Consider the following 21,885-nt stretch of genomic DNA (forward strand, 5'->3'; position numbering starts at 1 on the left):
CCGGCCCCGAAGGCAATGGTCCTGCGGCGGACTAGCGGCCGAGGGCGTTGAAGTAAATCTGTCCGTTGGTCAGCGGCTGCGCCCCGGACAGCCCCGCCTTTTGGGCGAGCATGCCGCGGACTTCGACCAGGGAGAGGATCGGCGCGCCCTTGTCCACCAGCGCGGTCATCTCCTCGATCAGCTTCGTGCGCTTGTCCGCATCCTCGTCCGGCGTCGCCGCCAGGGCGGCACGGGCCTTGTCGAACTTGGGATCGGACCAGCCGGTGCTGTTGCTGGGGGCTCCCGTGCCGTAGAAGGCGTAGCTGTAGTACGCCGGGTCGGCGATCACGATCGGCTCGGAATAGAGCACCGCCTGGTAGCGGCCGTCGATCAGGGCGGTGGAGAAGTCGGTGGCGCTGGCGACGTTCTGCAGCTTTACGTCGATGCCCACGTCCTTGAGCATGGACTGGATGAGGACTGCCGACTTCGCCGCCACCGGGCCGGGGCGGGTCTCGCTGTAGCTGAGTGTCAGCGGGAAGCCGTTAGCATAGCCGGCCTCGGCCAGCAGCTTCCTGGCCGCGGCCGGGTCGAACTTGTAGATGGCTGAACCGTCCACCATCGGGAAAATGGAACCGGCCGGCTCGCCGTAGCCCGCATACGCCCCCTTGACGAGGGCCGCGCGGTCGATGGCCATCGAAATCGCATGGCGCACCTGCTCATTGGCCAGCGGGCCGGTCTTGGTGTTGAACATCAGCGTGTCGCGGGTCTGGCTGGCGCAGTCGGCCACGCTGACCCCCTGAGCCTTCTTGAGGGACTCGTACTGGTCGTACTCGAAGGCGTTGGCCACCTGGACTTCACCGCTTTCGACCAGCTGGCTCCGCGTCGCGGTGCTCGGCACGGCCCTGACTACAACGCGCTTGACGTCCCCGCGCTCGCCTTCCCAGTCCGGGTCCGCGGTGACGGCGAGCGTGGTTCCCGGGGTGAACTCCTCCAGGTCCCAGCCGCTGTAGTCGGCGAGGTTCTTCGACAGCCAGTTGTTCGCCGTGGGATCATCCGCCGTCACGTGCTTCTTGGCTTCGGTGCTGTCATGGATGTAGAAAAGGTTGTTCTGCAGCGCCTCGATCGTGTACGAGGTGATCTCGGTCGTGTTCAGCTGCACGGTGTGATCGTCGATAACAGTGACGAGGTTGTCCACATCGAAGCCACTGCTTTTCAGGGTTCCCTGCATGACCGGCTGGCGCTTCATGCCGATGTCCAGGCTCCAGCGCACGTCCTCGGCGGAGAGCGTGTTGCCGAACTGGCTGGTGAGTTTCCGCAGCTTGACGATGATGCCGGTGCCGTCCGCATTGGGTTCGGCGCTTTCTGCCAGCCGGCCGGCCACCTCGGTGGACGGGTTCTGGCAGGAGTTCTCATCCGACTTGTACTGCAGCAGCTGCGAGCCGAGCCCGCTCAGCACCACGTGGGAGGCGCTTCCGCCCCACGGCGACGGGGTGAGGCTGTCCGGCAGCGCCCCGACGGCGACGACGACATTGTCGGTCCGGGCCGGGGCGGCCTGCGAGGATGCGCCCGCACAGCCGGCCAGGGATACTGCGAGCGCGGCGGCAATGCCGCCGGCGAACAAGGGCGAGCGTTTCATAGTCCAGGCTCCTTGATTTGTAGGACGCGGTTGGGACATGTGAAGGGCAGTACGCGGCGCAGGGCGCCTAGTAGCGGTAGGCCTGCTTGTGGCCGGTCCTGATGATGGGCTCCACCGCATGGACGTTCGTGATGAAGTTCCCGTGGGTGGGTGCGGCCGAGGTGACCCCTAGCTCGTCGACAAGCTTGAGCACCCGGTTATAGACCTGGTCCGCGTCGTTCGCGAAACGTGCCCAGTACAGGGCGCTGCCGGTAAAGAAGGCCGCATTCTCGACGGCGATGGGCGCCGAGAGTTCGCCGGTGGTCAGCCCGCACTCGCCCGGCAGGTGAACGGGGTCTTCATCGTCGAGGTCGGGCCGGTGCATGTAGCAGAAGCCGTCGGCGGTGAACAGCACCCCGGCCTGCGGCACGAAACCCCACTGGGTGTTGGGCAGGTCGCGGATGAGCGCCTCGACCACCACGAATTCCCGGCCGCCCAGATCGATCCGGTCACCCGGCACCCGGGCGTGCAGGCTGGGCACGATCTCGGGGTAGAAGAGGTGGTAGTCACGGATGTCCCCGACGACCTGCACCTGCGGGTACTTCTGCACGAGCCGGGGGAGGTTGCCGGTGTGCGGCAGCTCAGGGTGGGTGGGGAACACGTAGGTCAGTTCCCGGCCGTCCAGCAGTTGGTCCAAGGTGGCGGAGATGATGTTCCAGCTGGACGGGTTGCCCGTGTCCACCAGGATGGATGAGTGCTCGCCCTGGACGAGGTAAGTGGAGTTGTGCCCGTGGATGACCCGGTCCTCCAGGTGGAATGGCAGGCAGGAGCTCATCCAGGTCACGCCGTCAGCGACCATGCGCGGAAGGTCGCTGCTCATTGTTTCGACAAGTGCTTCCATCGGATCCTCCTAGGCTGGCTGCGGAATCAGGTGGGCGCGCTCCGGGGTCAGGGCGCTGAGCATGAAGTCCAGGTGCCGCCGGACGACGTCGCGGCCGCGGAGCACACAGCCCCGGGACGGGGCGATAATCTCCGGGTCCAGTGCCGTGAACTTCTCGGCGAGCCATTCGCGCAGCGGCCCGCAGGTCGAGCGCGGGATCCACTCGTACTTGGCATAGAGGTGTCCGGCGACCTGCTCGGCCGTGGTGGTGTCTTCCATGGTGGAGTCGATGACGCGCGGGCTGTCCGGGCTGTCCATGACCCCGTGGGTGAACGTATCCGAGGTAAACAGCGTCCCGGTCTGCTCGTCCCAGCCCCAGAAGGTGGGCAGGAGCCGCAGCAGCGGAGACTCGATTTCCAGCACCCTGCCCGGCGCCACGTCGATTTGGGCCGCGCGGGCCAAAGAATCCCCCTCCCCGGTGCGCTTCTCGTCGATCTGGTGCCGCCGGCCGCGCAAGGCCATCCGGCTCAGGTCGTCGAAGGCGTCGAACGGATTAATGACGCCGCCGGTGAACAGGCGCTCGATGTCGAACCGCCTCGCGATCGGCTCAAGGTTGGACACGCAGTCCATTTCGCTGCGGGTGAAGAATACCGAGACACCGCCGCCCTCGCCGATCAGTCCGGCCAGGTCGTCGAGGATCTCCTGGCTGTGGACGGCCAGTCCGGAGTCGACGAGCAACCGCGACTGCCCCTCGGTGATCAGGTAGCAGTTCGAGGGCTGGAACCCCGTGGATCCGGCCGGCACCCAACTGACGCGGTTGTCGAGGGGAATCAGCCCGCCGAGGACGACCATCTTTTCTGGTTTCAGTATTGTGAACATATCTTCAATCTATTGAATCTTGGCGGATTGTCAAGGTTTTTCAGGCGGAAACTGCAGCCGTTTCCGGGCGCTGCGGCCGCTTCCGGCCCGCCACCGCATTGCTCCGGGTGCGCGGGTCGAGAAGGGTAATGAGGGCGTCCAGGATCACGTAGCCGAGCAGGCTTGTGGCGCCCATGATCAGGACAAAGCCCTGGATGACCGGGACATCGCCCTTGAGCACCCCGTCCAGTGACCAGCCGCCGACGCCGGGCCAGGAGAACACGCTTTCGATGATCGCGGCGCCGCTGAGTGAGGCTGCGAAGAGCAGGACCATGTAGGTCATCAGGGACCCCCTGACGTCGCTGAGCGCATACCGGTACACCTGGGCCGGCCGCAGGCCGCAGGCCCTGGCAAACTCGATCTGGGGCGAGTTCAGCACCTGGAGCAACCCGGTGCGCACGGTCTTGCCGAAGGGCGCGGCGAAGAACAGGCCCATCGTGATGATCGGCAGGGCCGCCCGGCCGAGGATGGATGCCACCAGGTCCCACTTCCCGGCCAGCACGGCGTCGATGGGTACGGCTCCGGTCACCTTGGGCGGCGGGATGTCCGCACTGGAGAGCATCCCCAGGGGTGCCGGCGCAAGGTGCAGCTGCTGGTAGAAGATGAAGAGCAGGAGCAGGGCCAGCACGAATTCCGGCATCGCCATCAGGACCGATACACCGGCGGTGAAGGACTTGTCCGCGAAACGGCCGTATTTGTAGGCCGCGAATGTGCCCGAGGCCATCCCGATCACCAGCGCCAGGATCAGTCCGGGAACCAGGTAGACCAGGGTATTCGGCAGGCGCGTCCAGATTTCCGCCGCAACCGGGCTGCCGGTGAAGAATGACTGGCCCAGGTCACCGCGGAGGGTCCGGCCCATGTAGTCGAGGTAGCGCTCCCAGAACGGCAGGTCCAGCCCCAGCTGGGCGTTGATCCGGGCGACGTCGGCCGGGGTGGCGTATTCGCCCAGCAGCGCGACTGCCGGATCCCCCGGAAGCAGGGAAACCAGCCCGAAACTCAGCGTGATCAGTCCCAGCAGGAGCAGGAAGGCGATCACCAACCGCGAAATGATGTAGCGGATCATAGCGTTCCCGCCTTTGTCCGGTCCTGGCTGTCGCCGTCGGAGACGGCGCCGGCTGGATTGGGTGAATAGGGGATCGGCGGCATGGCCGCTAACATCAGCGCCTGGGTATAGGGCTGCTGCGGATCAGACAGCACCTGGCGGGTCGTGCCGGTCTCGACGAAGCGTCCGCGGTGCATCACGGCCACGCGCGAACAGAAGTGCCTGACCGTTTCGATGTCGTGCGAAATAAAGACATAGGTCAGTCCCCGGGAGACCTGCAGCGCTGCCAGCATGCGCAGGATCGACGCCCGGATGGTCAGGTCCAGGGAGGCGGTGGGCTCATCCAGCACCACCAGGGTGGGGTCGGTGACGAGCGCCCGGGCGATGCCGACCCGCTGCTGCTGTCCGCCGCTGAGGTTCGCCGGCCGGCGCTCGAGGAAGTCCGCCGAGAGCCCGACTTCCTCAAGCGTTTCCGTCACCCGGCGGAGCCTGTCGGCCCGTGTGCCGCTGGTCCGCGCCACGATCAGCGGCTCCTCCACGATCTGGCGGATGGTCAGCCGCGGATTCAGCGACGCGAACGGCTCCTGGAAGACAATCTGCCAGTGCCGGCGCCGCCGGCGCAGTTGCTGCCGCGTCAGCGCGCGGACGTCCTCGCCGTCGAGGATGATCGAGCCTGAATCTGCCTCGTGCAGCCGCAGAATCAACCGGCCGAGCGTGGACTTTCCGGATCCGCTTTCGCCGATAATGCCGACGCATTCGCCGGCTTCGACCGACAGCGAGACACTGTCAACCGCGGTGACGAGCTGCCCCTGCGGAGTGCGGAAGGCCTTCCTGAGGTCCTTGATTTCGATCAGTGCCATGGTCAGGGCCTCCATGATTCGGAGAGTTCAGCGGCAGGTGCGGCGTCGCCTTCCGGCCGCACCACGGAGTTGAGCAGCGAGACGGTATAGGGGTGCTGCGGGTCCACGAACACCTGGGATACCTCCCCCTGCTCGACGATTTCGCCCTGGTACATCACCAGGACCCGGTCGCAGTATTCGGCCACCACCCCCAGGTCGTGCGTGACAATGAGCATGGAACGGCCGCTGTCCACGGTGAGCCGGCGGAGGGTGTCGAGCACCTGGCGCTGTACCGTCAGGTCGAGCGCCGTGGTCGGCTCGTCCGCGATCACCAGGCGGGGGTTCAGGAAGAGAGCCATGGCAATGACCACCCGCTGTGCCATGCCGCCGCTGAGCTCGTGGGCATAGCCATGCATGACGCGCTGCGGCTCGTTCACCCCGGTGGCAGCCAGCAGCTGCAGAGCGTGCTCGCGCGAGGCACCGTCCACCGGCAGTCCGTGCGCCTTGGCGATGTTCGCGAACTGCTTCTCGATGCGCACCACGGGATTCAATGCGCTGAAGGGATTCTGGGCGATGAATCCGATCTCCTTGCCCCGAATGCTGCGGATATCGCGTTCCCGCAGCTGCAGCAGGTCCTGGCCCGAAAAGACGGCACTCCCGCCGGCGACCCGGCCGGGCGGCATCAGCAGCTTGATCACCGAGCGGACCACCGTCGATTTGCCGGATCCCGATTCCCCGACGATCCCGACGGCCTCGCTCTGGCCCACCTCGAAGGAAATCCCGTGCAGTGCCCGCACCGTGCCGCCGCGGGTGTCGAACTCGGTCACGAGGTCCCGTACCTGGAGTCGTGTTGTCATCGGGCCCGCTCCACTCGCTCGATCCTGTTTTCAATGGCTCCGGCGACGATGTTCAGCGAGGCGATCACCAGCAGCATGGCCGCCGTCGGAAAGGCCGCCGCCCACCACTCGCCCCGGATCAGCATGCTGAAGCCGTCGCTGATCATGGCTCCCCAGGTCGGCTGCGGAGGCCTGACGCCGACACCGAGGAAGTTCAGCGCCGCGATCGCCCCCAGGGCGCTGGCGGCCGTCAGCGTCGCCTGCACCAGCACAACGCCGTAGGCGTTGCGCAGGATGTGGTTGAAGGCGACGCGCACCGGAGAGCAGCCGATGGCAACGGCGGCCTCCACGTAGCGCGATGAGCGCAGCGATACCGCTGCAGCGCGGGAAAGCCGGACGAAGCGCGGCGCTGCCACGATGGCGATGGCGAGCACCACGTCGGTTGCCCCGCCGCCCATGAGCTGGATGGAAACGACGGCGATCACGATTATCGGGAGGGCTGCGAAGGCATCGACGATCCGCATCAGCGCTTCGCCGGCGCGGCCGCTCGTGGCGAACAACCCCAGCGGAACCCCGACGAGGAGCGAGAGCCCCGTGGCCGCCAGTGCGATCGGCAGGTCCAGCTTGGCAGCCTCCAGGGTGCGGGCGAAAACGTCCATCCCGTTTTCGTCAGTACCGAACCAATGACTCAGGTTCGGCGCGATGCCGATCGAATCCGGATCCGGCCGCAGCGGATCGTGGGGCAGGGGCAGGACCAGGGCAACAAGCGGCAGGCCGATAATCACCGCGGCCGCGAAGGCGGTCAGGATGGGGCTTGAGCGGCCGTGGGCGCGCATCCGTGCCCGCCTGGCCCATGCCGGCGGCCGCAGCCCCGGAGAGGTGGACGGGAGTTCTTGGACACTCATGAGGCTCCCCTATGGGATAGATTGAAGGCATTGGAAACAACCAGCGGCTGTGGCATCTGAGGCTCCCCGATCGTTGATTCAGCTACCGCGACACTGCGGTTTGGCACATATCAAAGTTTCATCACTTTATTGAAATCGCACTCTAGCGCCATCCCGCGTGGAAAACACCCCTAGACATGCCCGGCCGCATGGCTTATAACCAGCCTTCAGGGCGCATGCACCCCAACTCTCGGGCATGCCGCACCGACAGCCGGAAGACCCGCGGCCATTGACAGCGGCACGCCCTGTCTTCAATATAGTGAGAAATCTTGCTGCGAGATGAAGTCAATGTCGAGAAGAATGGGAACCTGTGATGCCAAGCCTGCCCGAAACCGCCACCATCGCCGGCACCGAACCCGCGGCTTCCGCCCCGGGCGTCCGTTATCTCCTGCACGACGGCGAGTTGGTGGACTACGCCGATGCCCGCCTCCACGTGCTCAGCACCACCCTGAAGTACGGCGTCGGGGTCTTCGAAGGCTTCCGGGCCTACTGGAGCGAGGAAGACCAGCAGCTCTACGCCTTCCGGGTCGAAGACCACATGAGGCGCCTGGTCGAATCCATGCGGGTGGTCGAAATCGCAGGCCCCCGCGACACCGCGGCGCTCTCCGAGCAACTCCTCGGCCTGATCCGGGCAAACGATCTGCGCGGCAACCTGCACATGCGGGCGCAGGTATTCGTGGACTCCAGCGACGGCAAGCCCGAGGACAGCGGACCGGCCACCGTGTTCATGGCCGCGATTCCGATGGGCAACTACTTCGGCGCCACCGGCCTGCATGTGCAGATCAGCAGCTGGGCGCGCCTGTCCGACAGGTCCATGCCACCGCGTATCAAGTCCATCGCCAATTACCAGAACGGCCGGCTCGCCCTGCTGGAGGCCCGCCGCAACGGCTACGATGCGGCTCTCCTGCTGACCGAGAACGGCCACGTCGCCGAGGGCGCGGGCTACAACGTGTTTATGGTCCGCAAGGGCCGGCTCTGCACACCGCCGGTCACCGAGAACATCCTCGAGGGCGTGACGCGGGACAGCGTGCTGCACCTGGCCCGCACCGAACTGGGACTCGATGTCGACATCCGTCCCATCGACCGGACCGAACTCTACTCGGCGGACGAGGTCTTCGTGTGCGGCAGTGCCGCCGAGGTCAACCACGTCGCTTCCGTCGACCGCACGACGATCGGCGGGGGGACGGCGGGCGAGATTACCGGCCGGCTGCAGGACCTCTACCGGCAGGCCGTCGTCGGCCGCGTCGCTGCCGACCAGCACTGGGCCACACCGGTCTACGCCGGGTGAGCGGGCGGATGATGCGCGCGTCCCACACCCTCAACGCCGGACCGCATGCCGGATTCGAGCACGCCTCCGCTTCTTTCACCGCCGCCACTCCGCCGGTGCTCGAGGTCGACCCGGGGGAACCCTTCTCGCTTGATGCCCGCAGCCTGCTGACCGGCGGCCTGTTCGAGAGCACCGGGGAGTATGAGAAGCTGTCGATCCCGGTGACCGGCCCGGTCCTGGTCCGCGGCGTGCAGCCCGGCGACGTCCTGCGCGTCGACGTCCACGAAATCCGGATCGCCAACCGCGGAGCCATGGTCACCCTGCCGGGCCGGGGCGGCTTCAGCGGCGGGCTGGCCCGGCGCGGGCACATCGTGGAGATCGCCGACGGCGAGGTGCGCTTCGACGACGGAGTCACCATCCCGGTCCGGCCGATGATCGGCAAGATCGGCATCGCGCCTGCCGGTGCCGGCCCGGACTCCAGCACCGTGGGAAGCCACGGCGGCAATATGGACTGCAAGGACGTCACCGCGGGCGCCGCCGTCATCCTGCCGGTGCAGGTGCCCGGAGCCATGCTCTATGCCGGAGACCTGCACGCCGCCCAGGGCGACGGCGAGTGTTCGTTGACCGGCGTCGAGGTCGAGGGCACCGTCGTGCTCTCCTGCCGGGTGCTGCCCGCGGCCCCGCTGCGGCGGCCGGTGGTCCTGTCCGGCGGCTCCGTCATCACCATCGGCGACGGCGGGGACCTGGACGAAGCTGCCCGCAACGCCCTCGACGACATGCTCGAACTCCTGGCGGCCGACCGGCAATGGCCGCGGGAAAAGGCCGCGATGCTGCTCAGCGCCGCCGCGGACGTGTCCGTGTCCCAACTGGTCAACGCGCGCGCCTCCGTCAAGGTCACCCTGGCCTCCCGGTATTTCAGCACTCCCCCGTTCTCCATCGACCCACCGACTAGGAATGCGTAGGTTCCCCATGTTTGATCTGCTCCTCACCAACGGCCTGGTGGTCACCCCCTCCGGCGCCCACCCGCTGGACATCGGCATCTCCCGCGGCAAGATTGTCTCCCTCCGTGCCACCGGTCTCGGCAGTCCGGACGAAGCCCTGCGCGTGGTAGACCTCCGCGGCCAATTGGTGGTGCCCGGCGGAGTGGACCCGCACGTTCACACCAACTCCGTCCTGCCGACGGCGGCCGAGAGCGGCATCAAATGCTTCGGCCCCGACCGCGTGAGCGAAGGCGCCATCTACGGCGGCACCACCACCCTTGTCGACTTCGCCCACTGGCAGCCCGGCGACGAACTCGCCGACTCCTTCAAACGCAAATCCGCCGAATGGGAGGGCAACACCTACACCGACTATGCCCTCCACGGCACCTTCAAGGAACCCGAGATCCCCTTCGAAGTGCTTGAGCAGATCCCCGACGCCGTCGCCGCCGGCCACGGCAGCTACAAGGTCTGGATGACCAACACCACCCCCACGCGGCCGAAGCAGAAGACGGATCTGGGCAACATGTGGGGCCTGATGGAGCAGACCGCGGCCGCAGGCGCCATGCTCGCCGTGCACGCGGAGGATGACGACATCGTCATGTACGCCTACAAGAAGCTGCAGCACCAGGGCAAGACCGGGCTCGAGTACATGCACCACGCCCACAACAACCTCTCCGAAAAGCTCTCCTTCCAGCGCGCCATCACGCTCGCCGAGCATGTCGGCGCCCCGATCTACCTCATGCACGTCAGCGCCCGCGAAGGCGTGGACGCCATCCGCGAGGCACGCGGCAAGGGCCAACCGGTCTACGGGGAGATCCTCCCCCACTACGCGTACTTCACGGCCGAGGACTACCGCCAGGAAAACGGCGCCATCTACCACACCTACCCCTCGCTCAAGTCGGCGGACGACCGCGACTCGATGTGGGAATCGCTGCTCGATGGGTCGCTGAGCACGCTCGCAACCGACGGCGTGTGCACCGATCTGGAGGTGAAGACACGCGGAAGGACCATCCTCGACGCCACCGGAGGCCACGCCGGCGTCGAAATGCGGATGGCCGTCGCATACACCGAGGGCGTTGCCAAGCGGAACCTGGACCTCACGCGCTTTGTGGACATCACTTCGGCGAACGCCGCCAAGATCCTCGGGCTGTACCCGCACAAGGGCGCCATCGCCATTGGCAGCGATGCGGACCTGGCGGTGCTCGACACGACGGTCGACCGCAGGATTACGTCCGCGGACCTGCATGAAGCGGACTACACGCCCTGGGAAGGCTACCGCGTTGCGGCCTGGCCGAGCATGACGGTCCTGCGCGGCCAGGTCATCGTGGAGGACCGGCAACTGCAGGCGGGCCCCGAGGGCACCCTGCTGGAACAGCATGTGTCCAGTGACGTCCGGAACCGTCCTGCGTGCTGATCGGGACTGTTGATCCGGACCCTGCCGGGCACGGTGGCGTCGGCACCCTCATGGATGCCGGCGCCGCGGCGCGGCCTTTCCCGCCCGCTTCTACAATGCCCGGCTGGGCAACGGCTCAGTAGTGGAAGCGGGCGGCGATGATCACCAGTTGCCCGTCTTCCACCGCATAGACCAGCCGGTGCTCTTCGGTAATGCGGCGCGACCAGTAACCGGCCAGCTGGTGCTTGAGGGCCTCGGGCTTACCCGTGCCTTCGAACGGCGTCCGGCGGCATTCGTCGATCAGCCGGTTGATCCGCTTCAAGATCGCCTTGTCGTTGGTGACCCAGTATCGATAGTCCGCCCAGGCCTTGTCGGTGAACAGGATGTTCACTCGGCCAGCGGCCGCTCTTCAGCCTGGCCCGCCCGGTGCTGGGCGATGCTCTCCAGCAGATGCGCGGCGTTGGCCGGCGTGCGCAAGAGGTAGGCGGTCTCCTGCAAGGCCTCAAAGTCCTCCAGGGACATCAGCACGGCGTTGCCCTTCCTGGAGACGATCTCGACCGGGACGTGGTCGGCGTTGACCTTCTCGATGAGCGGGAACAGCTGGGCACGCGCCTGGGAAGCAGTAATGGCCACGGCAACCTCCTCTGGTACAAAATATGGTACCAGTTTACGCTGTCCTACGCGCCAACGGCGCCGTGACCTCCCAGGTCGACCCATAGGACCTAACAGAGTCCCAAAGTCACTGACTCGACAAGCGCTTGGGAAGGCTGACCAGGTCATCCGCTCAAGGAGCCCCTGCTGTCCGAGGGGCGGGCCGTTCCCTTTTACACTGGCTCTGTGCCGCAGATTTCCTCCGCCCCGTCCGGAACCATCGACTCGCTGTATTACTACCCGGTCAAGGGGCTGAGTCCGCAGCGCCTGGACGAGGTGCTGCTGGAGACGGGGCGGGGCTTTCCGCACGACCGCCGGTACGCTCTGGCCCGCCGGGATGGCCGGTACGTGCCCGGGGCCAGGCAGCTGTTGGGAAAACGTGAGTTCCACGTGCTGATGAAGGATGAACGGCTCGCCGCGGTGCGCAGCGTGTACGATCCGGGCACCGACGTCCTTGAGTTGTTCCCAGCGGCGCCCGCGCCGGGGACGGGGGCCGAGCTGCCTCCGGTGCTGACGGCGGATCTGTCCACCGACGCCGGACGTGATGCCTTGGTGGGCTACATCGCCGGGCTGCTGGAGCTGCCCGCGGACCGGCGGCCGGTACTCGCGGAAGAGGACGGGCTGCGCTTCCCGGACCTGCTGCGCACCGGCGAGCGGGAAATGCAGGCGGTCTCGATCCTCAACCTTGCCTCCGTACGTGAGCTCGGCGAACGCGCCGGGGTCACTGTTGATCCACTGCGCTTCCGGGCGAACATCCATCTTGAGGGGCTGGAGCCCTTCGCCGAACGTACGCTGCCGGGCTCGGTGTTGGAGTGCGGTGACGTGCGGCTCGAAGTCTTCCAGGAAATCGCCCGCTGCGCCGCCACCGAGGTCAACCTTGGCACGGCCGAGCGCGATCTGCCCATGCTGAAGCTTTTGTACGAACACCTCGGCCACTCGAACATGGGGATCTATGCGTACATCACCGGCGGCGGCCGGCTTACGGCGGGCGACGCCGTCCGCGCGGGCGGGGTGTGAACGCCGACCTTGCTCTCCCTGATATGCCGGCTCACCGAAAATGTGCCCGTAACGGGGATGGGCCCGGACTCACTATTGATGCGGACGTGGAGACCGCGGGAACCGCCCTTAGGTAGACGCCGGACCGCCGGGTACGGACGGCCAATGTGACAACTGCCCGCCGGTGACTGTGCCGGCATCAACGTATCCGGGGCGCTTGCCGCTGCGGTAAGTTGGCTGCATCGTCCACGCGTTGGAAGAGCCCGTGCGGGCCAGGTGGGAGGAACCGGCATGGCAGGAACCGTGATCGTGGGAGTCGACGGAAGCAGCACCGCGCTCAAGGCGGCCTCGCGGGCGGCCGCCATTGCGGATGGCCTCCAGTCCGAACTCGCCGTACTGTGCGCCTACGCCAAGGAGAATACGGAGGTCGTCAGGATCGGGAACGACACCTGGATACTGGACGACGCCGAACAGGCCCAGAAGATGGCAGAGCAGGTCGTGGCCACGCTGCGCGACGAGCGTCCCGGCCTCAACCTCCGTCCCCTTGCCGTGCGCGGCAAACCCCAGGATGCCCTCGTCGAGGAAGCGGAGCGCATGGGAGCCGGGCTGCTGGTCGTGGGCAACGTCGGCATGCAGGGCCTCGGCCGCCTGCTGGGCAGCGTCGCGAGCAGCGTGGTGCACAACGCGCCCTGCGACGTGTTGGTCGTGAAGACGGCCGGATGACGACGGCGGTAGGGACTCCGGCACTTTGGAGGTTGTTCGCGGCTTCGATGATGCCTGCCGCCTTGGCCGGGTGCCGCAGCCGCGGCACCCGGCCAATAATCCGGCGGTGGGGCTATTCGACGCCGAAGGATGCCAGCACTTCGTCCTGCCACTCCTCATGGAGCGACTGCATCATGGCAGCAAGGCCGGGGTCGAGCTGATCCAGGTTGTCCCAGTCGAAATCAGCCCACTCCACGATCAAGATCGCCGCGTACATTTCAAGTTCCGGCGGCAGGTCGGCTTCCGTCATCAGGGCATTCACCCGAAGGATGACGTCGGCTCTGTTCAGCAGTTCCATGCCGTTGTTGTGCTGGGCGACGGCGCACACCTCCGCCAGTCCTTCCCAGGCGTACACCAGGGTGCGCCTCGGGTCCCCCGGTTCCAGGAAGCGCCCCGTCAGTTCGGCGAAGTCCATGATCGACAGTGCCAGCTGTGGATCCATGGCACCACCGTGGATATAGCCGGTTGCGAGGAAGCCCCAGACTCGTTCACCTAATTCGGCGATGTTCCGGTTGACCATGAAATGGACGGCAACTTCTTCATCCGGCGAGAAACGCTGCCCGGCCTCAGCGGCCCAGCGGTAGAAGGGGGATGCGGAATAGTCATTTTCGATGGCCATGAATGCTCCTTGGGATCTAGACGGCCTGACTGGGTGAATGGACTTAGATGGGCGAGAGCTTCCCGAATCAGGACGTCTGACAAACTGCAGTTCCGCCGTCCAAAAGGTCCGAGAGTCCTCGCGAGGTGATGACGCAGATATGCCTCCCACGCGCCCGGACCGAGCGGACGAATTCGAGTTTCCTACTGAACTCAAGCCACTCGTTCACCACATGCTGCCCGGACAAATCACCGTGGACGACAACCGAAACCTTGTTGGACGCGCTAGGCTTGTAAATGGCTCCGTGAGCTTGAACGACCTCGGCCAAGACCCTGCGCTTCACGTGCTGACCGCGGAGTCTCACCTTTCCGGTCAATGCCATGGTCTGGCCGCCGAGTGATTCAACATTTCCTGTGCACATTGCTTCTCTCCCCCTCTTGCTAGGCTGCGGTCCTGCGTTCGGGGACGCAGTGCCAGAAGTCTTCTTCGCTCAACCGGTGGTGCCAGAGATGCTTCTGCCGGACGGCGTACTCGGCCACCGGGCTGTCGAATCCATGGCTCCGGCTGCTCCAGAACGCCACTTCCACGCGAGTGCCCGCGGCGGCTGCGTCGTCGATGGCCGGCTTCAGGTCGGTATCGCCAGTCAAGAGAACTATCGCTTCATAGCGATGTGCCTTCGCTGCCTCTACGAAATTCAGCCCGAGCCTCAGATCCACGCCGGATTCCTTCGGCCGCGTCCGCTGGGGGCCGTAGTGAAGCGGCAGGTAGTCGCCCTTGACCCGCGGATCCTGCGACCAGGCGGCGGCGTCGCGCTCGAACCGGCTGGCTGCGACCGGATCCCGGAACCGGTTCGGCTGTCCCCGCACGATGGAGATTCGCGAGATCGGGGCAGCCTGATGCCGGCGCGAGGCGATCAACTCGGCCAGAAGCACCGGGGACACGGTGACTTCGGACTCGTCAAAATCCCTGGCGAACATCTGGTGGCCGGTCCTGCGGATGTTCTCGAAGTCCATAAAAACAGCAATTCCAGAATTCACGATTCCCCCTAAGACGCGAAAAACCGCCACCCAAAGGTGACGGTAATTATTTTTCGGATCCTTTTGACCCGCTAATCGAACCTGCTAGTAATTCTTCCGATCTGCCAGAAACTAAATCTTGCCTGAAAAACAAAAGAAGGCTCGCGAAAACGAACCTCTTTCCAGCCATGGTCTCAGGGGCAGGCGCATATGTCAAATTTCGGACAGGGACCCGCCTACCGGGCGCCCCGTCCAGCAGCCCGCATTCACCAATATTGAGCCGATTCACTTAACGTTGCTTAACACCCAACCCTGCCCGTGTAATGGTCATCACAGCAGGAAGCGTCCTGCACCACGCAGGCCAAGGCACCGGAAAGAAGGGAGGACGCCATGGACAACGCCACCGCGGAAGCCACCATCCGGCCCCCCAAGGTGTCCGCAGCCGCGGTAGCGCGGGCCTGCGGCGTCTCGCCGGCAACCGTCAGCTACGTCATGAACGGCAAGGCCGGCGTCTCCCCCGAAACCCGGCGGCACATCATCAAGATCGCCAACGAGCTCGGGTTCCGGCCCCACGGCCATTCCGGGCAGCACAGCCTGGATCCGCAGCTGAACCGGGTGATCGGGCTGATCCTGCCGAACATCGTGAACCAGATGTACACCGGCTGGGCGGAGAACATCATCTCCGCCACGGCGCGCGACGGCTTCGAGGTGTTCGTGGCGACCACGCAGGACGACCCGGACACCCTCGCCCAGGTCGCCGCCACCCTGGCCGCACGCCAGGTGGACGGCGTCATCATCGCCGCCGCGCTGCGCGAGGACTCGCGGGCCCTGCGGACGCTGCGCCAGCGCCGCATCCCGTACGTCTGCCTGTCCCGCCGCGCGGACCACCTGCCCGGCGATTTCGTGGGCATCGACGACGATACGGCTGCATCCCAGCTGATGCAGCACGTGCTGGACCACGGCTACCGGGAGATCGCCACGGTGATCGGGCCGCGCTTCTCCACGGCGTCGCTGGCGCGGGAACAGGCGTTCGTCCGGACTGCCGCGGCGGCCGGGATCACCATCTCGGGCGAGCGGAAGATCAGCACCCGGCTGAACCGGGACGGCGGACGCCTGGCGGCGCACAAGCTGCTGGCCGCCGCCGACCCGCCCCGGGCCGTCGTGTGCGGCTCGGATGAGATCGCCATCGGGGTGATGGAGCACGCGCTCTCGCTCGGCCTGCGCATCCCGGAGGACCTGGCGGTGGTCGGCGGCGACGGCCTGCCGCACAGCCGGTCGGCCCTGGTCGGGCTGACCACCATCGTCCAGCCGGTGCAGGAGATGGCGGAAAAAGCCTTCGACCTGCTGCTCGGCCAGATCACCAGTCCCAGCAACAACTTCACCCAAACCCTGTGCGGGCACCGCCTGCACATCGGCCGCACCTGCGGCTGCCAGCCGGCGGCTGCCCGCCGGCCCTGAACAACCCACAGAACACCCGAACCGGCCGCCCCGCCGGCTGTACCCCACTACGCCCTCCAACAGGAAGGTCACCACCATGTCCACCACCCTGCAGGCCACGGCGATGAGGCCGCCGGCCGTCATCAACAAACTGATCTTCCGGCGCATCATGCCGCTGCTGATCGCCGCGTATGTCATGGCGTTCCTTGACCGCACCAACATCGGGATGGCCAAGGACCGGATGGAAATCGACCTGGGCATCTCGGCCACCGCCTATGGCATCGGTGCGGGCCTGTTCTTCCTGACCTATGCGCTCTCCGAGATCCCCTCCAACCTGATCATGCACAAGGTCGGCGCCCGCTTCTGGATCATGCGCATCATGATCACCTGGGGCCTGATCTCCGCCGCGATGGCCTTCGTGCAGGGCGAGTGGTCCTTCTACCTGCTGCGCATGCTGCTCGGCGTGGCCGAAGCGGGCCTGTTCCCGGGCGTGATGTACTTCCTGACCCAGTGGTTCATGGTCCAGGACCGGGCGAAGGCCAACGGCATGTTCCTGCTCGGCGTCTCCATCGCCAACATTGTCGGCGCGCCGCTGGGCGGCCTGCTGCTGACCATGGACGGGGTCGGCGGGCTGCACGGCTGGCAGTGGATGTTCATGATCGAGGGCCTGCCCGCCTGCGCCCTGGCCTTCGTGGTCTGGAAGTTCCTGCCCAACAAGCCCACCGACGCCAAGTTCCTCACCCGGGCCGAGGCCGAGGACCTCGAGGCCCGCATCGCCGCCGAGGAGAAGGCCGGCGCCGATGCGGCCGGCAACTCCAAGCTGCGCCACGTGCTCAAGGACAAGCAGATCCTGCTGGTGGTCGGCATCTACTTCACCCACCAGATCGCCGTCTACGCGCTGAGCTTCTTCCTGCCCTCGATCATCGGCACCTACGGCGAACTGAACCCTTTCCAGATCGGCCTGCTGACCTCCGTCCCGTGGATCTTCTCCGCGGTGGGCGCCATGCTGCTGCCGCGCCTGGCCACCAACGCGACCCGCTCCCGGACGATCGCCACCTGCACCATGGTGGGCATCGTCGCCGGCTTCACCCTCGGCGCCGTCGGCGGCCCGGTGCTGGGCCTGCTCGGCTTCTGCCTGGCCGCGTTCAACTTCTTCGCCCTGCAGCCGATCCTCTTCACCTACCCCGCCACGCGCCTCTCCGGGGCGGCCCTGGCCGGCGGCATCGCCTTCGTGAACACCGTGGGCCTGTTCGGCGGCTTCCTCGGCCCGTACGTCATGGGCTTCATGGAGGAAGTCACCGGCAGCAAGCTCTCCGGCCTCTGGTTCATCGTCGGCATGTGCGTCCTCGGCGCGCTGCTGACCCTGCGGCTGAAGCGGGGCAGCGAGGATCCAAGCAAGGCCGCCGTCGGCGCCCACTGACCGAAGGCAAGGCGTACGACGGCGGTGCGCGCCGCCGTCGTACGCCCCCTTCCGCACCCACCACCCACCGTTAGCGCAGCACAGGAGCACAACACCCATGGATTTCACCGGACGCAAGGTCCTGGTCACCGCCGGCGCCGCAGGCATCGGCCGGGCCATCGCCACCCGCTTCCGCGACCTCGGCGCGGAAGTCATGGTCACCGACATCAACCCGGAAGCCGTGGACGCGGCGAAGCAGGACGGTTTCGCCGTCGCCCTCAGCGATGTCTCGGACGAGGCGCAGGTCCGCAGCCTGATGGAAGAGGTGCGCGGCACGCTGGGCGGGCTGGACGTGCTGGTCAACAACGCCGGCATCGCCGGGCCCACCGGACCGATCGACACGCTGGACTCGGACGCCTGGAAGGCCACCTTCGACGTGAACGTCCACGGCCAGTTCTTCTGCATCAAGCACGCCCTGCCGCTGCTGCGCGAGGCCACGGACGCCGCGATCGTGAACCTCTCCTCCGCCGCCGGCCGGCTCGGCATGGCCGGCCGCAGCCCCTACTCCGCGTCCAAGTGGGCCGTGGTCGGGCTGACCAAGACGCTGGCCATCGAGCTCGGCCCCGAAGGCATCCGCGCCAACGCGATCTGCCCGGGCGCGGTCAACGGTCCGCGGATCGACGCGGTGATCGAGGCCAAGGCCGCGATGCTGGGCCGGCCGGTCGAGGAGGTCTCGGACCTGTACCACAAGCAGTCCTCGCTGGAGCGGCTGGTGGAGGCCGCGGACATCGCCAACATGGCGGCTTTCCTGGCCAGCGACCTGGCCCGCAACGTCAACGGCCAGGCGATGGCCGTGGACGGCAACACCGAAAAGCTCTACTAAAAGGACCCCACCATGGCCAGCAAGCGCAAAGTCATCATCACCTCCGCCGTCACCGGCGCCATCCACACCCCCAGCATGTCCCCGCACCTGCCGGTCACCGCGGAGGAAATCGCGGACGCCGCCATCGGCGCCGCGGCCGCGGGTGCCGCCGTCGTGCACATGCACGCCCGCGACCCGAAGGACGGCCGCCCCTCGCAGGACCCGAAGCATTTCGAGCCGATCCTCGAGAAGCTGAAGGCCAACACGGACGCGGTCATCAACATCACCACCGGCGGCTCCCCGCACATGACCGTCGAGGAGCGGATGCTCCCGGTCGCCACCTTCAAGCCGGAGCTGGCCTCGCTGAACATGGGCTCGATGAACTTCGGCCTCTACCCGATGCTGGACCGCTTCGCCGAGTTCGAGCACGAGTGGGAGCGCGAGGGACTGGAGAAGAGCCGGGACCTGGTCTTCAAGAACACCTTCGCCGACATCGAGACCATCCTGACCATCGGTAACGGCAACGGCACCCGCTTCGAATTCGAGTGCTACGACATCTCGCACCTGAACAACCTGGCCCACTTCCACGGGCGCGGCCTGGCGAAGGGCCCGCTCTTCGTGCAGTCCGTCTTCGGCCTGCTCGGCGGCATCGGCGCGCACCCCGAGGACCTGATGCACATGCGCCGCACCGCGGACCGGCTGCTCGGCACGGACTACCAGTGGTCCATCCTCGGCGCCGGGAAGAACCAGATGCCGCTGGCCACCATCGGCGCCGCCATGGGCTCGCACGTGCGCGTGGGCCTGGAGGACTCGCTGTGGATCGGCCCCGGCCAGCTCGCCGCCTCCAACGCGGAGCAGGTCACCCGCATCCGCACCATCCTCGAAGCCCTGAACTTCGAGGTCGCCACCCCGGACGAGGCCCGCGAGATGCTGGACCTCAAGGGCCGCGGGAACGTCGGGTTCTGAGCGTCCCATGAAGATCCTGATCGCCCCGGACAGCTTCAAGGGCACCTACACCGCCGCCGAGGTCGCCGCGCACCTCGCCGCCGGGGTGCGCGCGGCCGGTGCCTCCGCCGTCGAGCTCCCGGTGGCCGACGGCGGCGAGGGCACCTACGAGATCCTGCGCGATACCCTCGGCGCGGAACTGATTGAGGTGGACACCGTCGGGCCCTGGCGCGATCCGCTCCGCGCATCGTACGTCCTCGCCGCGGACGGGACGGCCGTGATCGGTCTGGCCGCCGCCAGCGGGATCACGCTCCCCTGCTCCGGCGAGCGCAGCGCCCTGGCCGCGGACACCTACGGAACCGGGCTGCTCCTGGCCGACGCCGCGCGGCGCGGCGCAACCCGGATCGTGGTCGCGGCCGGGGGAAGTGCAACGACGGACGGCGGCATCGGGGCCGTCGCCGCCATCGAGGAAAACGGCGGGCTGCGCGGGGCGCAGCTGGCGGTGCTCTCCGACGTCACCACGGTCTTCGAGGACGCGGCCCGGGTCTTCGGCCCGCAGAAGGGCGCCGGCCCGGAGCAGGTGCGTCAGTTGACCGAGCGCCTGCATGCCCAGGCCGAGGCCTACCCGCGCGACCCCCGCGGCGTCGCCCGCACCGGCGCCGCCGGCGGCTTCAGCGGCGGGATGTGGGCCCGGTACGGCGCCGAGCTGCTTTCCGGAGCTGAGTACATCCTCGACACCGTCGGATTCGCGAAGCACGCCGCCGGAGCTGACGCGATTGTGGTGGGTGAAGGACGGCTGGATTCCCAGACCGGCCAGGGGAAGATCATCTCCGCGATCCTGGAACGCAACCCCGGCAAACCGGTCTACGCCGTCGTCGGCTCCGTCAGCCCGGACCTCGGCGGGTATGCGGCGAACTTTGCCGGCGTCCTGGTCGCTTCGGACGGCGACGCCATGCGGGAGGCCGGCCGGCAGGTTGCCTGCGCCGCCCATGAACCCGCCGTGAACCGGCCGTGAATGTTACGTAAGGCACAACCCCGCGGCAGGCCGCTAACGTAGGGTGGCTCCGTGAGAAAATTCCGCGCCGCGGCAGCCGGCGTCATGGCGCTGGCCATCGCACTCTCCGGCATCCAGCTCGGGAACGCACCGGACGCCTCCGCGGCCGGCAACAAGACGCTCCAGACCTTTGCCGCTGCCGGGACGACGTCCAAGTACCACGTATACGCCGCCGGCATCGGGGATCCCAAGGGCATCCTTTTCTACCTCGACGGCGACGGGCAGTGGGCCTTCAACAACCCCAAGAGCTCCTACGCGCTCGGCGGTAGCACCGGCATCGTCGCCAAGGCCCGCGCCCGCGGCTACATCACCGTCGCGGTGAAGACCCCGGATCGGAAGGGCACGGCCACCTGGTGGGAGGACGGGGCCAAGAACGCCGCGTACTTCGACGCCATCCGGCGCAAGATCCAGGCCAAGTACCCGAAGGCCGAAAAGGTCTGGCTCGCCGGCTACTCGGGCGGCGCCGAGTTCCTCACCGAGTCCTACCTGCCCCGGTACCCCGCCGCGATCACCCGCGGCGGCGGCGCCGTCCTGCTCGGCGGCGGCAACGCGCCGTACCTGCGGGCGAAGGCCTTCGCCAAGGCCAAGGCGGCCAAATTCGCCATGCACTGGTACACCGGCGCGGCCGACACCGCGGCGAACTCCGAGGACGGATTCAACGCGATCGGCAACGCCAAGGCCGGCAAGGCCTGGTACGCCAAGCGGGGTTTCCGCACCACCGCCAAATATCCCGCCGGGGTCGGGCACGACCTTTCCGGACGGTTCGGCGGCGTGATCGCCGGGGTCCTCGACCGGAACAAGCCCTAGGCATTCCCCGGCGCGGGGCACAAAGGAAGGTGCCGGATCCGAGACAGGAGAACCCATAGCTCTCCATGCCCAGAATCCGTCCCCTGCTCCTTTAGCCGTACAGCAAAGCCACCTAACGGGCAGGGACTTCCGGGTGGTCCTGGGCAATCTTGTACTCGCCGGAGAAAAACACCAGGGGTTCGCCGTCCCGGCGGCTGTAGGAGTGCACCCTGCCCACAACGATGGTGTGGTCGCCCTCGACGTAGCTGGATACCGTCCGGCAGGCGAAGCGGACGAGCACGTCGCGGATTTCCGGCACCCCGTCGCCATCCTCGGTGACCTCCAGTCCTGCGAACTTGTCCGCAGCCGGGCGGGCAAACTGGCTGGACAGCAGGTGCTGCTCGGCGCTAAGCACGTGGATGGCAAAGCGTCCCGATGACCTGAAATGCTCCAGGCTCGGAGCGGTATTCGCGATGCAGAACAGCAGCAGGGGCGGGTCCAGGGAGACGGACGTGAACGAATTGGCGGTCATGCCGACCCGGCTGCCATCGGCGCCGCGGGTGGTGATAACCGTGACGCCGGTGGCAAAACGGCCCAGGGATCGGCGCAGGTCGACGGGGTCGAAGTCCGTCCGGTCAGTGAGGGAGATGGTGGTCATTTCTGCAGGCTCCAATTCCGTGGCGGTC

Annotated in this window: 23 protein-coding genes; 11 read left to right on the forward strand and 12 right to left on the reverse strand. The window is 66.8% G+C overall.

Annotated elements, in window-relative coordinates:
• Positions 1 to 31: 31 nt before the first annotated feature.
• The 7 genes from LVY72_RS11600 to LVY72_RS11635 all read right to left on the reverse strand — a co-directional run bounded on the left by LVY72_RS11600 (position 32) and on the right by LVY72_RS11635 (position 7,014).
• Positions 32 to 1,615 (reverse strand): ABC transporter substrate-binding protein, encoded by a 1,584-nt coding sequence (locus LVY72_RS11600; protein WP_237820976.1) that lies wholly within the window; start codon positions 1,613 to 1,615, stop codon positions 32 to 34.
• Positions 1,616 to 1,682: 67 nt separating this feature from the next.
• Positions 1,683 to 2,495: an MBL fold metallo-hydrolase gene (locus tag LVY72_RS11605; protein ID WP_237820978.1), complete on the reverse strand. Its 813-nt coding sequence runs from the start codon at positions 2,493 to 2,495 to the stop codon at positions 1,683 to 1,685.
• A 9-nt stretch (positions 2,496 to 2,504) separates the two neighbouring features.
• Entirely contained in the window at positions 2,505 to 3,353 is an 849-nt protein-coding gene (locus LVY72_RS11610) for an MBL fold metallo-hydrolase (RefSeq protein WP_237820980.1), read from the reverse strand.
• A 40-nt stretch (positions 3,354 to 3,393) separates the two neighbouring features.
• Positions 3,394 to 4,455, reverse strand: coding sequence for an ABC transporter permease (locus tag LVY72_RS11615; RefSeq protein ID WP_237820982.1), 1,062 nt, complete (start codon positions 4,453 to 4,455; stop codon positions 3,394 to 3,396).
• Complete coding sequence (locus LVY72_RS11620) at positions 4,452 to 5,294, reverse strand: ABC transporter ATP-binding protein (RefSeq protein ID WP_269092425.1); 843 nt, start codon at positions 5,292 to 5,294, stop codon at positions 4,452 to 4,454. Before LVY72_RS11620 ends, LVY72_RS11615 begins: the two co-directional genes overlap by 4 nt.
• A gap of 2 nt (positions 5,295 to 5,296) precedes the next feature.
• Positions 5,297 to 6,130 carry an ABC transporter ATP-binding protein gene (locus LVY72_RS11630; RefSeq protein WP_237820984.1) on the reverse strand — a complete coding sequence of 278 codons (834 nt, stop codon included), beginning with the start codon at positions 6,128 to 6,130 and terminating at the stop codon, positions 5,297 to 5,299.
• The gene (locus tag LVY72_RS11635; RefSeq protein ID WP_237820986.1) at positions 6,127 to 7,014 is read right to left on the reverse strand and encodes an ABC transporter permease; all 888 of its coding nucleotides are present in this window, start codon (positions 7,012 to 7,014) and stop codon (positions 6,127 to 6,129) included. The genes LVY72_RS11630 and LVY72_RS11635 overlap by 4 nt, the downstream gene beginning before the upstream one ends.
• A gap of 352 nt (positions 7,015 to 7,366) precedes the next feature.
• Between LVY72_RS11635 and LVY72_RS11640 the strand changes: the two genes are divergently transcribed.
• From LVY72_RS11640 to LVY72_RS11650, 3 genes are read left to right on the forward strand one after another with little or no spacing between them, the layout of a single operon-like run.
• Positions 7,367 to 8,341: a branched-chain amino acid transaminase gene (locus LVY72_RS11640; RefSeq protein ID WP_237820988.1), complete on the forward strand. Its 975-nt coding sequence runs from the start codon at positions 7,367 to 7,369 to the stop codon at positions 8,339 to 8,341.
• Positions 8,338 to 9,282 (forward strand): acetamidase/formamidase family protein, encoded by a 945-nt coding sequence (locus LVY72_RS24685; protein ID WP_237820990.1) that lies wholly within the window; start codon positions 8,338 to 8,340, stop codon positions 9,280 to 9,282. Before LVY72_RS11640 ends, LVY72_RS24685 begins: the two co-directional genes overlap by 4 nt.
• A 7-nt stretch (positions 9,283 to 9,289) precedes the next feature.
• Entirely contained in the window at positions 9,290 to 10,714 is a 1,425-nt protein-coding gene (locus LVY72_RS11650; RefSeq protein ID WP_237820992.1) for an amidohydrolase family protein, read from the forward strand.
• Between the two features lie 115 nt (positions 10,715 to 10,829).
• Here the strand turns inward: LVY72_RS11650 and LVY72_RS11655 are convergent, their stop codons facing one another.
• Both LVY72_RS11655 and LVY72_RS11660 read right to left on the reverse strand, forming a co-directional pair.
• On the reverse strand, positions 10,830 to 11,084 hold the full coding sequence (locus LVY72_RS11655; protein ID WP_237820993.1) for a Txe/YoeB family addiction module toxin: 255 nt from the start codon (positions 11,082 to 11,084) through the stop codon (positions 10,830 to 10,832).
• A complete protein-coding gene (locus LVY72_RS11660) occupies positions 11,081 to 11,326 on the reverse strand; it encodes a type II toxin-antitoxin system Phd/YefM family antitoxin (protein ID WP_237820995.1) in 246 nt (81 codons plus the stop codon). Before LVY72_RS11660 ends, LVY72_RS11655 begins: the two co-directional genes overlap by 4 nt.
• 204 nt (positions 11,327 to 11,530) lie before the next feature.
• On the opposite strand from LVY72_RS11660, the gene LVY72_RS11665 reads away from it, so the two are divergent.
• Together LVY72_RS11665 and LVY72_RS11670 are read left to right on the forward strand one after the other, a co-directional pair.
• Positions 11,531 to 12,361: an MOSC domain-containing protein gene (locus tag LVY72_RS11665; RefSeq protein ID WP_237820997.1), complete on the forward strand. Its 831-nt coding sequence runs from the start codon at positions 11,531 to 11,533 to the stop codon at positions 12,359 to 12,361.
• A gap of 270 nt (positions 12,362 to 12,631) precedes the next feature.
• On the forward strand, positions 12,632 to 13,063 hold the full coding sequence (locus LVY72_RS11670; protein WP_237820999.1) for a universal stress protein: 432 nt from the start codon (positions 12,632 to 12,634) through the stop codon (positions 13,061 to 13,063).
• A 112-nt stretch (positions 13,064 to 13,175) separates the two neighbouring features.
• On the opposite strand, the gene LVY72_RS11675 is transcribed toward LVY72_RS11670, so the two are convergent.
• A complete protein-coding gene (locus LVY72_RS11675; RefSeq protein WP_237821001.1) occupies positions 13,176 to 13,721 on the reverse strand; it encodes a hypothetical protein in 546 nt (181 codons plus the stop codon).
• Between the two features lie 419 nt (positions 13,722 to 14,140).
• On the reverse strand, positions 14,141 to 14,737 hold the full coding sequence (locus tag LVY72_RS11680; RefSeq protein WP_237821003.1) for an NYN domain-containing protein: 597 nt from the start codon (positions 14,735 to 14,737) through the stop codon (positions 14,141 to 14,143).
• Positions 14,738 to 15,106: 369 nt separating this feature from the next.
• Between LVY72_RS11680 and LVY72_RS11685 the strand changes: the two genes are divergently transcribed.
• The 6 genes from LVY72_RS11685 to LVY72_RS11710 all read left to right on the forward strand — a co-directional run bounded on the left by LVY72_RS11685 (position 15,107) and on the right by LVY72_RS11710 (position 21,220).
• Positions 15,107 to 16,174 carry a LacI family DNA-binding transcriptional regulator gene (locus LVY72_RS11685; protein WP_237821005.1) on the forward strand — a complete coding sequence of 356 codons (1,068 nt, stop codon included), beginning with the start codon at positions 15,107 to 15,109 and terminating at the stop codon, positions 16,172 to 16,174.
• Between the two features lie 76 nt (positions 16,175 to 16,250).
• The gene (locus LVY72_RS11690) at positions 16,251 to 17,573 is read left to right on the forward strand and encodes an MFS transporter (RefSeq protein WP_237821007.1); all 1,323 of its coding nucleotides are present in this window, start codon (positions 16,251 to 16,253) and stop codon (positions 17,571 to 17,573) included.
• A gap of 97 nt (positions 17,574 to 17,670) precedes the next feature.
• Positions 17,671 to 18,435, forward strand: coding sequence for an SDR family oxidoreductase (locus LVY72_RS11695; protein ID WP_237821009.1), 765 nt, complete (start codon positions 17,671 to 17,673; stop codon positions 18,433 to 18,435).
• 12 nt (positions 18,436 to 18,447) lie between these two features.
• Positions 18,448 to 19,380, forward strand: coding sequence for a 3,5-dioxohexanoate:acetyl-CoA acetone transferase (gene kce / locus LVY72_RS11700; protein ID WP_237821011.1), 933 nt, complete (start codon positions 18,448 to 18,450; stop codon positions 19,378 to 19,380).
• A gap of 7 nt (positions 19,381 to 19,387) precedes the next feature.
• Positions 19,388 to 20,374 (forward strand): glycerate kinase, encoded by a 987-nt coding sequence (locus LVY72_RS11705; RefSeq protein WP_237821013.1) that lies wholly within the window; start codon positions 19,388 to 19,390, stop codon positions 20,372 to 20,374.
• A 51-nt stretch (positions 20,375 to 20,425) separates the two neighbouring features.
• Entirely contained in the window at positions 20,426 to 21,220 is a 795-nt protein-coding gene (locus LVY72_RS11710) for an alpha/beta hydrolase family protein (RefSeq protein ID WP_237821015.1), read from the forward strand.
• A 112-nt stretch (positions 21,221 to 21,332) separates the two neighbouring features.
• Here the strand turns inward: LVY72_RS11710 and LVY72_RS11715 are convergent, their stop codons facing one another.
• Positions 21,333 to 21,857, reverse strand: a complete 525-nt coding sequence (locus LVY72_RS11715) for a flavin reductase family protein (RefSeq protein WP_237821017.1) — start codon at positions 21,855 to 21,857, stop codon at positions 21,333 to 21,335.
• Positions 21,858 to 21,885: the final 28 nt, after the last annotated feature.

It is taken from the genome of Arthrobacter hankyongi (assembly GCF_022012395.1).
In the GTDB taxonomy this organism is placed as follows: domain Bacteria; phylum Actinomycetota; class Actinomycetes; order Actinomycetales; family Micrococcaceae; genus Crystallibacter; species Crystallibacter hankyongi.

What these genes read in the sequence shown, in the direction of transcription:
- LVY72_RS11600 (WP_237820976.1), bottom strand. Translation starts at nt 1,615, where the DNA reads ATGAAACGCTCGCCCTTGTTCGCCGGCGGCATTGCCGCCGCGCTCGCA.
- LVY72_RS11605 (WP_237820978.1), bottom strand. Translation starts at nt 2,495, where the DNA reads ATGGAAGCACTTGTCGAAACAATGAGCAGCGACCTTCCGCGCATGGTC.
- LVY72_RS11610 (WP_237820980.1), bottom strand. Translation starts at nt 3,353, where the DNA reads ATGTTCACAATACTGAAACCAGAAAAGATGGTCGTCCTCGGCGGGCTG.
- LVY72_RS11615 (WP_237820982.1), bottom strand. Translation starts at nt 4,455, where the DNA reads ATGATCCGCTACATCATTTCGCGGTTGGTGATCGCCTTCCTGCTCCTG.
- LVY72_RS11620 (WP_269092425.1), bottom strand. Translation starts at nt 5,294, where the DNA reads ATGGCACTGATCGAAATCAAGGACCTCAGGAAGGCCTTCCGCACTCCG.
- LVY72_RS11630 (WP_237820984.1), bottom strand. Translation starts at nt 6,130, where the DNA reads ATGACAACACGACTCCAGGTACGGGACCTCGTGACCGAGTTCGACACC.
- LVY72_RS11635 (WP_237820986.1), bottom strand. Translation starts at nt 7,014, where the DNA reads ATGAGTGTCCAAGAACTCCCGTCCACCTCTCCGGGGCTGCGGCCGCCG.
- LVY72_RS11640 (WP_237820988.1), top strand. Translation starts at nt 7,367, where the DNA reads ATGCCAAGCCTGCCCGAAACCGCCACCATCGCCGGCACCGAACCCGCG.
- LVY72_RS11650 (WP_237820992.1), top strand. Translation starts at nt 9,290, where the DNA reads ATGTTTGATCTGCTCCTCACCAACGGCCTGGTGGTCACCCCCTCCGGC.
- LVY72_RS11670 (WP_237820999.1), top strand. Translation starts at nt 12,632, where the DNA reads ATGGCAGGAACCGTGATCGTGGGAGTCGACGGAAGCAGCACCGCGCTC.
- LVY72_RS11675 (WP_237821001.1), bottom strand. Translation starts at nt 13,721, where the DNA reads ATGGCCATCGAAAATGACTATTCCGCATCCCCCTTCTACCGCTGGGCC.
- LVY72_RS11685 (WP_237821005.1), top strand. Translation starts at nt 15,107, where the DNA reads ATGGACAACGCCACCGCGGAAGCCACCATCCGGCCCCCCAAGGTGTCC.
- LVY72_RS11690 (WP_237821007.1), top strand. Translation starts at nt 16,251, where the DNA reads ATGTCCACCACCCTGCAGGCCACGGCGATGAGGCCGCCGGCCGTCATC.
- LVY72_RS11695 (WP_237821009.1), top strand. Translation starts at nt 17,671, where the DNA reads ATGGATTTCACCGGACGCAAGGTCCTGGTCACCGCCGGCGCCGCAGGC.
- kce (WP_237821011.1), top strand. Translation starts at nt 18,448, where the DNA reads ATGGCCAGCAAGCGCAAAGTCATCATCACCTCCGCCGTCACCGGCGCC.
- LVY72_RS11705 (WP_237821013.1), top strand. Translation starts at nt 19,388, where the DNA reads ATGAAGATCCTGATCGCCCCGGACAGCTTCAAGGGCACCTACACCGCC.
- LVY72_RS11715 (WP_237821017.1), bottom strand. Translation starts at nt 21,857, where the DNA reads ATGACCACCATCTCCCTCACTGACCGGACGGACTTCGACCCCGTCGAC.